This is a genomic window from Burkholderia stagnalis (genome assembly GCF_902830275.1).
Lineage (GTDB): Bacteria > Pseudomonadota > Gammaproteobacteria > Burkholderiales > Burkholderiaceae > Burkholderia > Burkholderia stagnalis.
On sequence record NZ_CADESW010000002.1, the window covers coordinates 492,758 to 505,084 of the forward strand.

Annotated in this window: 13 protein-coding genes; 4 read left to right on the top strand and 9 right to left on the bottom strand. The window is 69.1% G+C overall.

Annotated elements, in window-relative coordinates:
* Positions 1-118 precede the first annotated feature (118 nt).
* The 6 genes from HWY45_RS06245 to pyk all read right to left on the bottom strand — a co-directional run bounded on the left by HWY45_RS06245 (position 119) and on the right by pyk (position 6,858).
* A complete protein-coding gene (locus tag HWY45_RS06245) occupies positions 119-1,147 on the bottom strand; it encodes an L-threonylcarbamoyladenylate synthase (protein WP_059557178.1) in 1,029 nt (342 codons plus the stop codon).
* Between the two features lie 11 nt (positions 1,148-1,158).
* The gene (locus HWY45_RS06250; protein ID WP_059879766.1) at positions 1,159-2,352 is read right to left on the bottom strand and encodes a 5-(carboxyamino)imidazole ribonucleotide synthase; all 1,194 of its coding nucleotides are present in this window, start codon (positions 2,350-2,352) and stop codon (positions 1,159-1,161) included.
* 105 nt (positions 2,353-2,457) lie between these two features.
* Positions 2,458-2,979, bottom strand: a complete 522-nt coding sequence (gene purE / locus HWY45_RS06255) for a 5-(carboxyamino)imidazole ribonucleotide mutase (RefSeq protein WP_031402584.1) — start codon at positions 2,977-2,979, stop codon at positions 2,458-2,460.
* 22 nt (positions 2,980-3,001) lie between these two features.
* Positions 3,002-3,892 (bottom strand): phosphoribosylaminoimidazolesuccinocarboxamide synthase, encoded by an 891-nt coding sequence (locus HWY45_RS06260; RefSeq protein WP_059802142.1) that lies wholly within the window; start codon positions 3,890-3,892, stop codon positions 3,002-3,004.
* A 198-nt stretch (positions 3,893-4,090) separates the two neighbouring features.
* On the bottom strand, positions 4,091-5,155 hold the full coding sequence (fba, locus tag HWY45_RS06265) for a class II fructose-bisphosphate aldolase (protein WP_059557172.1): 1,065 nt from the start codon (positions 5,153-5,155) through the stop codon (positions 4,091-4,093).
* Between the two features lie 266 nt (positions 5,156-5,421).
* Positions 5,422-6,858 (bottom strand): pyruvate kinase, encoded by a 1,437-nt coding sequence (pyk, locus tag HWY45_RS06270; protein WP_059557168.1) that lies wholly within the window; start codon positions 6,856-6,858, stop codon positions 5,422-5,424.
* Here pyk and HWY45_RS37140 point away from each other — a divergent pair.
* Positions 6,857-6,985 (top strand): hypothetical protein, encoded by a 129-nt coding sequence (locus HWY45_RS37140; protein WP_256702799.1) that lies wholly within the window; start codon positions 6,857-6,859, stop codon positions 6,983-6,985. The two genes, pyk and HWY45_RS37140, sit on opposite strands and share 2 nt — an antisense overlap.
* Before the next feature lie 157 nt (positions 6,986-7,142).
* On the opposite strand, the gene HWY45_RS06275 is transcribed toward HWY45_RS37140, so the two are convergent.
* The 3 genes from HWY45_RS06275 to HWY45_RS06285 form a co-directional block, all read right to left on the bottom strand.
* Positions 7,143-8,339, bottom strand: a complete 1,197-nt coding sequence (locus HWY45_RS06275) for a phosphoglycerate kinase (protein ID WP_059802143.1) — start codon at positions 8,337-8,339, stop codon at positions 7,143-7,145.
* 238 nt (positions 8,340-8,577) lie between these two features.
* Positions 8,578-8,901 carry an AzlD domain-containing protein gene (locus HWY45_RS06280; RefSeq protein ID WP_059879769.1) on the bottom strand — a complete coding sequence of 108 codons (324 nt, stop codon included), beginning with the start codon at positions 8,899-8,901 and terminating at the stop codon, positions 8,578-8,580.
* Positions 8,898-9,653, bottom strand: coding sequence for an AzlC family ABC transporter permease (locus tag HWY45_RS06285; RefSeq protein ID WP_059802145.1), 756 nt, complete (start codon positions 9,651-9,653; stop codon positions 8,898-8,900). The genes HWY45_RS06280 and HWY45_RS06285 overlap by 4 nt, the downstream gene beginning before the upstream one ends.
* A 204-nt stretch (positions 9,654-9,857) precedes the next feature.
* Between HWY45_RS06285 and HWY45_RS06290 the strand changes: the two genes are divergently transcribed.
* The 3 genes from HWY45_RS06290 (at position 9,858) to waaF (ending at position 12,224) form a co-directional block, all read left to right on the top strand.
* Complete coding sequence (locus tag HWY45_RS06290) at positions 9,858-10,781, top strand: branched-chain amino acid transaminase (RefSeq protein WP_059557161.1); 924 nt, start codon at positions 9,858-9,860, stop codon at positions 10,779-10,781.
* Between the two features lie 57 nt (positions 10,782-10,838).
* Positions 10,839-11,033 carry a zinc-finger domain-containing protein gene (locus HWY45_RS06295; protein WP_017334071.1) on the top strand — a complete coding sequence of 65 codons (195 nt, stop codon included), beginning with the start codon at positions 10,839-10,841 and terminating at the stop codon, positions 11,031-11,033.
* 150 nt (positions 11,034-11,183) lie between these two features.
* Positions 11,184-12,224: a lipopolysaccharide heptosyltransferase II gene (waaF, locus tag HWY45_RS06300; protein ID WP_059557159.1), complete on the top strand. Its 1,041-nt coding sequence runs from the start codon at positions 11,184-11,186 to the stop codon at positions 12,222-12,224.
* The last annotated feature ends 103 nt before the right edge of the window (positions 12,225-12,327 follow it).

A 12,327-nucleotide genomic window follows, 5' to 3' on the forward strand; every position in this document is an offset into this window, starting at 1 on the left:
CGCACGCGGCCCTTTCGCGGCCGCAAACGAAAATGCCCGACCGGTTCGCCGGTCGGGCATTTTTTTGTCGCGTGTCGCTGTTCGGTACGTCAGGTTCCCGGACGAGCGCGCGACCGCCCTACTCCCGCGCCTCGAACGCGGCCGCCGCGCGGCCCAGGCGATCGTTGACCGCGATCCACTCGACGGTGTCCGGCAGCTTCTCGACGAGAATTCGCACGACCTGCGCGCGATCGAGCGCGCGCAGCATCCCGTACAGCTCGCGCGCATACGCCTGCGGATCTTCCGGCGCGGCGACGAAATGGACGTCGGCGGCCTGCGCCCAGCGGCCCGCGCGCGACGCGCGGGCAACCAATGCGACCCGCTCGCCCGCCGCATGCGCGGCCGCGAGCAGCGGCTCGAGCGCATCGAACGGCAGCAGCGCGAGCGGCGTGCGCGGCGCGTAATGCGCCTTCAGCGTGCCGGACGCGCGCGGCGCGGTGGCGTCGCTGCCGTCCGGCAGCCGCGGCGCGCGGCCGAGCACGTCGGCGATCTGCTGCGGGCTCACGTGGCCCGGGCGCAGCAGCGCGGGGAAGCCGCGCGACAGGTCGAGGATGGTCGACTCGATGCCGACTTCCGACGGCCCGCCGTCCAGCACGTGCACCGTATCGCCGAACTCGTCGCGCACGTGCTGCGCGGTCGTCGGGCTCACGTGCCCGAACCGGTTCGCGGACGGCGCGGCGACGCCGCCGTGCCCGCCGCGCCGCGCGCTGAACGCGGCCAGCAGCGCCTGCGCGACCGGATGCGACGGGCAGCGCAGGCCGACCGAGTCCTGGCCGCCGCTCACCGCGTCCGGAATGCGCGGATGGCGCTTCAGGATCAGCGTCAGCGGGCCCGGCCAGAACGCGTCGATGAGCGCCTGCGCATCGGCCGGCAGCGCGTCGACCCAGTAGCCCGGATCGCCGCCCGGCGGCAGGTGCACGATCACCGGGTGGTTCGCCGGCCGGCCCTTCGCCGCGTAGATGCGCGCGACCGCGTCGGGGTTGGCGGCATCGCCGCCGAGCCCGTAGACGGTCTCGGTCGGGAACGCGACGAGCTGCCCCGCATCGAGCAGCGCGGCGGCCGCGTCGATCTGCTCGCGCGTGACGGAGGTCGGGAGATCGGTTGGCATCGGCACGGCGCTCAGTCGAGCGGCACGCGCAGCAGCTGCGCGCACGCGGTGGCCGCGGCAAGCGCCTCGTCGCGCGTCGCCGCCGTGAAGTTCACGTGGCCCATCTTGCGGCCGACGCGCGCCTCTTCCTTGCCGTACAGGTGCAGATGCGAAGCCGGCATCGCCGCGACCTGGTCCCACGGCGGCGTGACCGCGTCGCCGGCGGCGCCGTTCGGGAACCACACGTCGCCGAGGATGTTCAGCATCGCGGCCGGCGAATGCTGGCGCGGGTTGCCGAGCGGCATGCGCGTCATCGCGCGCACCTGCTGCTCGAACTGGCTCGTCGCGCACGCATCGACCGTGTAGTGGCCGGAGTTGTGCGGGCGCGGCGCCATCTCGTTCGCGACGAGCGAGCCGTCTTCCAGCACGAAGAATTCGACGCACAGCACGCCGACGTAGCCGAGCGTGTCGGCAATCCGCACCGCGGCCTGCTGCGCCTGCTCGACGAGCGCGGCGTCCGCCGCCGGCGCGGGCACGACCGTCAGCGCCAGAATGCCGTCGTGATGCGCGTTCTGCGCGAGCGGGAACGCGGCCGAGCGGCCGTCGGCGCCGCGCGCGATCAGCGCCGACACCTCGTATTTCAGCGGCAGGCGCTTTTCGAGCACGCACGGCACGCCGCCGAGCGCCGCGTGCGCGTCGCGCGCTTCCTGCGCGGTGCGTACCCGCACCTGCCCCTTGCCGTCGTAGCCGAGGCGCGCGGTCTTCAGGATGCCCGGCAGCACCGCGTCGAGCGCGGCATCGTCGAGCGCGGCGAGCGCCGCGGCCGATTCGAGCACCACGTGCGGCGCGACCGGCACGCCGGACGCCTCGATGAAGCGCTTCTCCGCGATCCGGTCCTGCGCGACCGCGACGCAGCGGCCGGCCGGCGCGACGAAGGTCGTGCGCGCGAGGAAATCGAGGCTCGCGGCCGGCACGTTCTCGAACTCGGTCGACACCGCGTCGCACAGCGCCGCCAGTTCGGCGAGCGCGGCCTCGTCGTCGTACGCGGCGCGCAGGTGGCGGTCCGCGACCGTGCCGGCGGGGCTGGTCGGATCGGGGTCGAGCACCGCGACGCGATAGCCCATCGATTGCGCGGCGAAGCAGAACATGCGGCCGAGCTGGCCGCCGCCGACCATGCCCAGCCAGGCGCCGGGCAGGATCGGGGAAGAGGATTGAGGAGTGGTCATGTCAGTGGTCGGTCGCGGCGGGCAGCGCGCCCGCCGCAGTGAGGACAATCCGGGTTCGACGACCCGTTTGCCGGGCTGCCCTGGTTCGCGGGCGGCCCATTGCGTTCATTCCAGCGGCGGCAGCACCATCGCGTGCGCGGCCTCGTTCTGGCGCACGCGGAACGCGGCGAGGCGGTTCGCGTAGTCGACCGACGTGCCGGACAGGATCGACACCGCGAACAACGCCGCGTTCGCCGCGCCGGCCTCGCCGATCGCGAAAGTCGCGACCGGCACGCCCTTCGGCATCTGCACGATCGAGTGCAGCGAATCGACGCCCTTCAGGTACTTGCTCGCGACCGGCACGCCGAGCACCGGCACCGTCGTCTTCGCGGCGAGCATGCCCGGCAGGTGAGCCGCGCCGCCCGCGCCCGCGATGATCGCGCGCAGGCCGCGCTCGCGGGCCTTCTCGGCATAGTCGAACATCTCGTCGGGCATCCGGTGCGCGGACACGACCTTTGCCTCGTAAGGCACGCCGAATTCCTGCAGGATCGCCACCGCATGCTTCATCACGTCCCAGTCGGAACTCGAACCCATCAGCACGCCGATGAGCGGCGCGCTGTGCGTGTGGGCGGTCTGGACTTCACTCATCGCACGTTCCTTTCGTCGAAGCTCAGGCGAGCTGCTCGCCGGTGATGCGCTCGAGCGCTTCCTGGTACTTCGCGGCCGTCTTCTCGACGACGTCGGCCGGCAGCGCCGGCGCCGGCGCCGTCTTGCCCCACGGCTGCGCCTCGAGCCAGTCGCGCACGAACTGCTTGTCGAACGACGGCGGGTTCGTGCCGACCTGGTACTGGTCGGCCGGCCAGAAGCGCGACGAATCGGCCGTCAGCACTTCGTCCATCAGGTAAAGCTTGCCGTGGTTGTCGAGACCGAATTCGAACTTGGTGTCGGCGATGATGATGCCGCGCGTCGCCGCGTAGTCGGCTGCTTCCTTGTACAGGCGGATCGAGATGTCGCGGATCGTCGCGGCCAGCTCGGTGCCGATGCGGCGCTCGGTTTCCTCGAACGTGATGTTCTCGTCGTGCTCGCCCATCTCGGCCTTCGCGGCGGGCGTGAAGATCGGCTCGGGCAGCTTCTGCGCGTTCTGCAGGCCTTCCGGCAGCTTGACGCCGCACACCGCGCCGCTCGCCTGGTATTCCTTCCAGCCGCTGCCGGCCAGGTAGCCGCGCACGACCGCCTCGATCATGATCGGCTCGAGGCGCTTGACCACCACGCCGCGGCCCTTGACCTGCTCGACCTCGTCGGCCGCGACGACGGCTTCCGGCGCGTCGCCCGTCAGGTGGTTAGGGACGATGTGCGCGAGCTTGTCGAACCAGAAGTTCGCCATCTGGTTCAGCACGCGGCCCTTGTTCGGAATCGGCTCGCCCATGATCACGTCGAACGCCGACAGGCGGTCCGTCGTGACGATCAGGAGCTTGTCGTTGCCCACCGCGTAGTTGTCGCGGACCTTGCCGCGACCGAGGAGCGGCAGCGAGCGGAGCGTGGATTCGTAAAGGGTAGACATCGTCTTTTCGCAGATAAGGAGCCAAACACAAAAAGGGAAACGCCGTTCCCCGCGGCTGGCGGGAACGGCGGCCTTGCGATTCGTCGGCGCACCCGGGCAACGTGGCCCGGGCGGCGCCGGCCGGCCCTGGTTCGGCCGGCGGGACGGTCACGGCCGGCGGACATCCGCCGGCCGGCAGCCCCGGATCGTACTACAGTCTCAGCGCACGACCTGCGCGAGCTCGCCGGCCTTGTACTTCTCGGCGATCTTGTCGAGCGACACCGGCTTGATCTTGCCGGCCTGGCCTTCGCAGCCGAATGCGAGGTAGCGGTCGACGCAGATCTTCTTCGCCGCTTCGCGCGCGGGCTTCAGGTAGTCGCGCGGATCGAACTTGCCCGGGTTCTCGAACAGGTAGCGGCGGATCGCGCCCGTGATCGCCAGACGCAGGTCGGTGTCGATGTTGATCTTGCGCACGCCGTGCTTGATGCCTTCCTGGATTTCCTCGACCGGCACGCCGTAGGTTTCCTTCATGTCGCCGCCGAACTGGCGGATTTCTTCCAGCAGCTCCTGCGGCACCGACGACGAACCGTGCATCACGAGGTGCGTGTTCGGAATGCGCGCGTGGATTTCCTTGATGCGCTGGATCGACAGGATGTCGCCCGTCGGCTTCTTCGAGAACTTGTACGCACCGTGCGACGTGCCGATCGCGATCGCGAGCGCATCGCACTGCGTGAGCTTCACGAAATCGGCGGCCTGCTCCGGATCGGTCAGCAGCTGCTCGCGGGTCATCGTGCCCTCGGCGCCGTGGCCGTCTTCCTTGTCGCCCTTCATCGTCTCGAGCGAGCCGAGCACGCCGAGTTCCGCCTCGACCGTCACGCCGATCGAGTGCGCCATCTCGACGACCTTGCGCGACACGTCGACGTTGTATTCGTACGATGCAACCGTCTTGCCGTCCGCCTCGAGCGAACCGTCCATCATCACGCTGGTGAAGCCGCTGCGGATCGCCGCCATGCAGACCGCCGGCGACTGGCCGTGATCCTGGTGCATCACGACCGGGATGTGCGGATACGACTCGACCGCGGCCTCGATCAGGTGGCGCAGGAACGGCTCGCCCGCATACTTACGCGCGCCGGCCGACGCCTGCATGATCACGGGTGCGCCGACCTGGTCCGCCGCCGCCATGATCGCCTGCACCTGCTCCAGGTTGTTCACGTTGAAGGCCGGCAGGCCGTAACCGTGCTCTGCCGCGTGGTCCAGCAATTGACGCATTGATACGAGAGGCATTGTGGAACTCCTTGAATGAAAACCGGTGCGCCCTGTGCGCCGGCGCGGCCTGGCCCGGTGTTCCCCCGGGCGGACGGGCGCGGCTGAGCGTCGAATAGCGGCATTTTATCGCGAAGCGCCACCGAATCCGACCGGTTGGCGTTCCGTGCTCGCAATTTGTTACGTTCGCACGGCACAATGCGGCCAAAAAAGAGAAAAAAACCGCGCGGGCCATCTGGCCCCGCGCGGTTTTTCGCAATTAAACAGTGTCGGATCGAATCCGAAGGTCAGTAGTGCTCGCCGACCCGGACGATCTTCAGCGTGTTGGTGCCGCCCGCCTGCCCCATCGGCTCGCCGACGGTCAGCACGACCATGTCGCCGCGCGCGACCAGCCCGCGCTGGACGATCAGCTCGATCGCCTGCTGGAGCGCGCCGTCGCGGTCGCTGTTGAAGTCGACGTGCAGCGGCGTGACGTTGCGGTACAGCGCCATCGTGCGCTCGCTGCCGACCCGCGGCGTCAGCGCGAAGATCGGCACGTGCGTGTAGTGGCGCGACATCCACAGCGCGGTCGCGCCCGATTCGGTCAGCGCGACGATCGCCTTCGCGCCGAGGTGGTACGCGGTGAACAGCGCGCCCATCGCGATCGACTGGTCGATCCGCGTGAACGTGCGGTCGAGGAAATCCTTGTCCAGCTCGACATGCTCGGACTTCTCCGCTTCCACGCAGATGGCCGCCATCGCCTCGATCGTCACGACCGGGTACTTGCCGGCGGCGGTTTCAGCCGACAGCATCACCGCGTCGGTGCCGTCGAGCACCGCGTTCGCGACGTCCGACACCTCGGCGCGGGTCGGCACCGGCGCGTGGATCATCGATTCCATCATCTGCGTCGCGGTGATCACGAGCTTGTTCGACTCGCGCGCCATCCGGATCATGCGCTTCTGCAGCGCCGGCACCGCCGCGTTGCCGACTTCCACCGCGAGGTCGCCGCGCGCGACCATGATGCCGTCGGACGCGTCGAGGATGCTCTGCAGCGCCGGAATCGCCTCGGCGCGCTCGATCTTCGCGATCATCTTCGGCTTGATGCCGTACGGCGCGCCCGCGATGTTCGCGAGCTGGCGCGCCATTTCCATGTCGGTCGCGTTCTTCGGGAACGACACCGCGACGAGATCCGCGCCGAGCGACATCGCGGTGCGGATGTCTTCCATGTCCTTCGCGGTCAGCGCGGGCGCCGACAGCCCGCCGCCCTGCCGGTTGATCCCCTTGTTGTTCGACAGCTCGCCGCCCACCTTGACGGTCGTGTGGATCTCCTCGCCGAGCACGCGCTCGACGGTCAGCACGATCAGGCCGTCGTTCAGCAGCAGCACGTCGCCCGGCTTCAGGTCGCGCGGCAGCTCCTTGTAGTCGAGGCCGACGCGATCGTCGTTGCCCAGCTCGCAGCCCGCGTCGAGGATGAACGGCTGGCCCGCCGACAGCGTGGTCTTGCCGTTCTCGAACTTGCCGACGCGGATCTTCGGGCCCTGGAGGTCCGCCATGATCGCGATCTCGCGGCCGACCTTGCGGGCGGCCTCGCGCACCATCTCGGCGCGCTGGCGGTGATCATCGGCGGTGCCGTGCGAAAAATTGAGCCGCACGACGTCGAGGCCCGCCTGCATCATCTGCAGCAGTGTCTCCGGCGAACTGGAAGCCGGGCCGATCGTGGCGACTATCTTGGTGGCGCGCTGCATGAAACTCCTCATCTGGATCAAGGTGGATGCGCTGGGTGAAACGCTGCGAGAGCCGGACGCGGCAGGCCCAGCGGCGGCCGCTCCGGGGGGCGCGCCGGTGCTGTCGCCCGGCGTCGCTTTGTTCTGAATCTCGTGGTGCTGCTCGACCGCGTCGCCGGCGGTCGCGGGCACGCGCGGGGTGGTGTTCGCCCGTGCGGGCGCGCGCTTGCGCCTGCCCGCACCGGCCGCCGGCTCCGCCTTCGCGGAGCGCGCGGCCTTCGTCACCCCTGCGCGCGCCGCCACGCTCAGGCCGCCCGCGTTTCGAGCACTTCCACCGCCGGCAGCTTCTTCCCTTCGAGGAACTCGAGGAAGGCGCCGCCGCCGGTCGAGATGTAGCTGACCTGGTCGTGGATGCCGTACTTCGCGATGGCCGCGAGCGTGTCGCCGCCGCCCGCGATCGAGAACGCGGACGATTTGGCGATCGCGTCGGCGAGCGTCTTGGTGCCGTTGCCGAACTGGTCGAACTCGAACACGCCGACCGGGCCGTTCCACACGATCGTGCCGGCCTTCTCGAGCTGGCTCGCGAGCGCCTTGGCCGTTTCCGGCCCGATGTCGAGGATCATGTCGTCGGCTTCGATGTCGGCAACCTTCTTCACGGTCGCGACGGCCGTCGGCGAGAATTCCTTCGCGGTGACGACGTCGGTCGGGATCGGCACCGACGCGCCGCGCTTGCGCGCGTCGTCGATGATCGCCTTCGCCTCGGCGACGAGGTCGGCTTCCGCGAGCGACTTGCCGATCGGCAAACCGGCCGCGAGCATGAACGTGTTCGCGATGCCGCCGCCGACGATCAGCTGGTCGACCTTCTCCGCGAGCGACTTGAGGATCGTCAGCTTGGTCGACACCTTCGAGCCGGCGACGATCGCCACCAGCGGGCGCGCCGGGTTGCCGAGCGCCTTGCCGAGCGCGTCGAGCTCGGCGGCGAGCAGCGGGCCCGCGCACGCGACGCTCGCGTACTTCGCGATGCCGTGCGTGGTCGCCTCGGCGCGGTGCGCGGTGCCGAACGCGTCGTTCACGTACACGTCGCAGAGCTGCGCCATCTTCTGCGCGAGCTCGTCCGAATTCTTCTTCTCGCCCTTGTTCACGCGGCAGTTCTCGAGCAGCACGACCTGGCCCGGCGCGACGTTCACGCCGTTCTCGACCCAGTTCGCGACGAGCGGCACGTCGCGGCCGAGCAGCTCGGCAAGGCGCTTCGCAACCGGCGCGAGCGAATCTTCCGGCTTGAACTCGCCCTCGGTCGGGCGGCCGAGGTGCGACGTGACCATCACGGCCGCGCCGGCGTCGAGGGCTGCCTTGATGGCCGGCGCCGACGCGCGCACGCGCGTGTCTTCGGTGATGTTGCCGTGGTCGTCCTGCGGCACGTTCAGGTCCGCGCGGATGAAGACGCGCTTGCCGGCGAGCTGGCCGGCGGCGATCAGGTCGGTGAGACGCTTGACTTGGCTCATGTTGAACAGATTGAAGTAGTGGATGGGGAAAGGGGGTCTGATGCAACACGTGCGCGGGCTGCCGCGGGGGGCGCCGGGTGCGGGCCGTGGCTGGCGGTTCCGCATGACGCGCACGGGTAAAAAATCCGGAACGGGCATTCTAGCCGATCCATCCGGCCGGCAGCCCCGTGCGGCGGCGAATTCCGCCTATTTGGGATCGCGCGGGATATTGCGCCGCAGCAATCCATGGCCCGGCGCGTCAGGCGACCAGCCGCAGCACGGTGAACATGAGCATCCCGACGACGATCGTGCCCAGCATGCTGCGCCGCCACATGAACCAGCCGAAGCCGGCGAGCGCCGCATAGAACTGATGATTGGCGAGCGCGAACGACAGCCCGGCCGGGGTCTCGAGCACGTCGGGCAGCACGACGGCGGCCAGCGCCGCCGCAGGCGCGTAGCGCAGCGCGCGCTGCACGCGCTCCGGCAGCACGGTGCGCTCGCCGCCGATCAGGAACAGCGCGCGCGTGACCGCCGTGACGACCGTCATCCCGACGATCACGAGCCAGATCTCCAGCGCGCTCATTCGACCTCCTTCTGCTGGACGGTCTCGGTGCGGATGCGGCGCCAGTCGGCCCGTTCGACGAAGAAATCGGCGGTGCAGCCGGCCGCGAGCGCGGCCAGCACCGCGAGCGGCAACGCGAGCCGGTACGGCAGGTCGAACGCGACGAGCGACACGATGCCGGCGACCGCGACGGCCGCGAGCGTCGAGCGGTTCGCGACCGCCGACACCATGATCGGGATCAGCGCGAGCGTGCCCGCCAGCTCGAGCCCCCAGCTCGCGGGAAAGAAGCTCGCGAGCAGGATCCCGGCGAGCGACGACACCTGCCACGACAGCCAGCTCGACAGCGCCATCCCCCAGAAATAGGCTTCCTTGCCCGGCACGTAGCCGTTCGCGAAGCCCTGCTTCTGGAACAGCAGGTAGATCACGTCGCCGTTGAAATAGCCGATCGCGAGACGCCGCCACAGCGGCAGGTAGGAGAAGTGCGGCGCGAGGCCGACGCTGAAGATCACGAAGCGCGTATTGACCATCGCGGCGGTGAGCAGCACGGTCCAGAGCGGCAGCTTCGCGGCGAGGAGAGGCAGCACCGCGAGCTGCGACGAGCCCGCGTAGACGAGCAGCGACATCGCGCTCGCCTGCCCGATCGTCATCACCGACTTGCTCATCGCGATGCCGGTGACGAGCCCCCAGGACAGGATCGCCATCAGCGTGGGCGAATAGTCGCGCGCGCCCTGGAGCAGCGCGAAGCGGTCGGTGGCGGACAATCGTGCAAGCATGGGGGAATGCGCCGCGGCGGACGGTGTGTCGGGGCGCAGGCGTCTCCTGCCGGCGCGGCCCGTCGTGGTTGGAATCGGTACCGGGCGATTATAGCCCCGCCCCTCGCCGACCGACCGGTTTGCCGCCAAAAGACGCTAAAATATGCGTCTTTCCAGCGTAACGCCGCACACTCGGCCGCGCGCCCAGTATCCCAGGAGATTCCTATGTCAATGGCCGACCGCGACGGCAAGATCTGGATGGACGGCAAGTTGATCGACTGGCGCAATGCCACGATCCACGTGCTGACCCATACGCTGCACTACGGCATGGGCGTCTTCGAAGGCGTGCGCGCATACAAGACGGCCGACGGCAGCACGGCGATCTTCCGCCTGCAAGACCACACGAAGCGCCTGCTGAACTCCGCGAAGATCTTCCAGATGGACGTGCCGTTCGACCAGGAAACCCTCGAAACCGCGCAGCGCGACGTCGTGCGCGAGAACGGCCTCGAATCGGGCTACCTGCGCCCGATCATCTGGGTCGGCTCGGAGAAGCTCGGCGTGTCCGCGAAGGGCAACACGATCCACGTCGCGATCGCCGCATGGCCGTGGGGCGCGTACCTCGGCGAGGAAGGCATGACGAAGGGCATCCGCGTGAAGACCTCGTCGTTTACCCGCCACCACGTGAACGTGTCGATGGTGCGCGCGAAGGCGTCGGGCTGGTACGTGAACTCGATCCTCGCGAACCAGGAAGCGACCGCCGACGGCTACGACGAGGCGCTGCTGCTCGACGTCGACGGCTACGTGTCGGAAGGCTCCGGCGAGAACTTCTTCCTCGTGAACCGCGGCAAGCTGTTCACGCCGGACCTGTCGTCGTGCCTCGACGGCATCACGCGCGACACCATCATCACGCTCGCGAAGGACGCCGGCATCGAGGTAATCGAGAAGCGCATCACGCGCGACGAGGTCTACACGGCCGACGAGGCGTTCTTCACCGGCACCGCGGCCGAAGTCACGCCGATCCGCGAGCTGGACCGCCGCACCATCGGCAGCGGCACGCGCGGCCCGATCACGGAAAAGCTGCAATCGGCGTTTTTCGATATCGTGTCGGGCAAGAACGAGAAGTACGCGCACTGGCTGACGAAGATCTGAGCGCGCGTCGCGCCCGACCGCTCCCCCATACACCCAGCTTCATCAAGAGAAAGACCCATGAGTGAAATCAAGGAAATGCCGCTCGTCGAGCTGACGGCCAAGGATCTTCCCGCCTACTGCCCGAACCCCGCCATGGCCCGCTGGAGCGCGCACCCGCGCGTGTTCATCGACGTGTCGCACGGCGAAACGCGCTGCCCGTACTGCGGCACGCGCTACAAGCTGCGCGACGGCGAGGTCGTCAAGGGCCATTGAGCCCGGCCGCCCGGCCTGCGCGCCCCGCGCGCGGCCCGGCGTCCCGCGCGGCGGCGCGGCCGGAGCACGGCGCGCCGCCCTTTCCCATTCTGGCAACCCGAACGCGGCGCCCGAGCGCCGTGTTTCATTACGACATCGGAAATCGACCTGATGCGTCGAGCGCTGGTTATCGCACCGAATTGGATCGGTGACGCATTGATGGCGCAGCCGCTCTTTGCGCTGCTGAAGAAACTCCATCCCCGCATCGCGATCGATGCCGTCGCGCCCTCGTGGGTCGCGCCGGTGCTGGAGCGGATGCCCGAGATCCACGATGTCTACGCGACCGACCTCGCGCACGGCAAGCTGCAGCTGCTGCGCCGCTGGCAGCTCGCGAGCGACCTGCGCGACAACGGCTACGACGCGGCCTACGTGCTGCCGAATTCGCTGAAGTCGGCGGTGATCCCGTGGCTCGCGAACATCCCGCTGCGGATCGGCTATACGGGCGAGCACCGGTACGGGCTGTTGAACGTCCGGCATGCGAACCCCGACAAGGCGCACGGCGAGCGGCCGCCGATGACCGGCCACTACGCGGCGCTCGCGTACGCGCCGGGCGCGAAGCTGCCCGAGTCGATGAAAACCCTGCCCGCGCCGCGCCTCGAGGCCGACCTGAATGAAACGGCGCGCGTGTCGGCACGTTTCAATCTCGATACACGGATGCCGCTCGTCGTGTTCTGCCCCGGCGCGGAATACGGCCCGGCCAAGCGCTGGCCGCCCGAGCACTTCGCGTCGCTCGCGAAGATCGTCCACCAGTCGTTCCCGTATACGCAGATCGTCGCGCTCGGCTCGCAGAAGGACGCGGCGGCCGCGCAGGCGATCGCCGAGCAGGCACCGAACGTGCGCAACCTGTGCGGGCAGACGTCGCTGTCCGAGGCGTGCGCGCTGATCGCGCGCGCGAACGCGGTGGTCACCAACGATTCCGGGCTGATGCACGTCGCGGCGGCGCTGCGCCGGCCGCTGGTCGCGCTGTACGGGTCGACGGATCCGCGTCATACCCCACCGCTGTCGGAGCTGGCGAAGGTACAATGGCTGCATCTCGAATGCAGTCCCTGCTTCGAGCGCGAGTGTCCGCTCGGCCACCTGAAGTGCCTGCGCGAACTCGGCCCGGAGCAGGTATTCGGCGATCTGCGCGGCATGCTCGTCGGGCAGCGCTGACCTTCACCGGCAGCGTCGCCAGGCGCGCGCCGGGCAATCCGATTCACCGGTGTGCGGCGGCCGCAGGGCCGCCGTGCTGAATACGGCGCGCGAAGCGCGCGAG

What these genes read in the sequence shown, in the direction of transcription:
- HWY45_RS06245 (WP_059557178.1), bottom strand. Translation starts at nt 1,147, where the DNA reads ATGCCAACCGATCTCCCGACCTCCGTCACGCGCGAGCAGATCGACGCG.
- HWY45_RS06250 (WP_059879766.1), bottom strand. Translation starts at nt 2,352, where the DNA reads ATGACCACTCCTCAATCCTCTTCCCCGATCCTGCCCGGCGCCTGGCTG.
- purE (WP_031402584.1), bottom strand. Translation starts at nt 2,979, where the DNA reads ATGAGTGAAGTCCAGACCGCCCACACGCACAGCGCGCCGCTCATCGGC.
- HWY45_RS06260 (WP_059802142.1), bottom strand. Translation starts at nt 3,892, where the DNA reads ATGTCTACCCTTTACGAATCCACGCTCCGCTCGCTGCCGCTCCTCGGT.
- fba (WP_059557172.1), bottom strand. Translation starts at nt 5,155, where the DNA reads ATGCCTCTCGTATCAATGCGTCAATTGCTGGACCACGCGGCAGAGCAC.
- HWY45_RS37140 (WP_256702799.1), top strand. Translation starts at nt 6,857, where the DNA reads ATGAAACTCCTCATCTGGATCAAGGTGGATGCGCTGGGTGAAACGCTG.
- pyk (WP_059557168.1), bottom strand. Translation starts at nt 6,858, where the DNA reads ATGCAGCGCGCCACCAAGATAGTCGCCACGATCGGCCCGGCTTCCAGT.
- HWY45_RS06275 (WP_059802143.1), bottom strand. Translation starts at nt 8,339, where the DNA reads ATGAGCCAAGTCAAGCGTCTCACCGACCTGATCGCCGCCGGCCAGCTC.
- HWY45_RS06280 (WP_059879769.1), bottom strand. Translation starts at nt 8,901, where the DNA reads ATGAGCGCGCTGGAGATCTGGCTCGTGATCGTCGGGATGACGGTCGTC.
- HWY45_RS06285 (WP_059802145.1), bottom strand. Translation starts at nt 9,653, where the DNA reads ATGCTTGCACGATTGTCCGCCACCGACCGCTTCGCGCTGCTCCAGGGC.
- HWY45_RS06290 (WP_059557161.1), top strand. Translation starts at nt 9,858, where the DNA reads ATGTCAATGGCCGACCGCGACGGCAAGATCTGGATGGACGGCAAGTTG.
- HWY45_RS06295 (WP_017334071.1), top strand. Translation starts at nt 10,839, where the DNA reads ATGAGTGAAATCAAGGAAATGCCGCTCGTCGAGCTGACGGCCAAGGAT.
- waaF (WP_059557159.1), top strand. Translation starts at nt 11,184, where the DNA reads ATGCGTCGAGCGCTGGTTATCGCACCGAATTGGATCGGTGACGCATTG.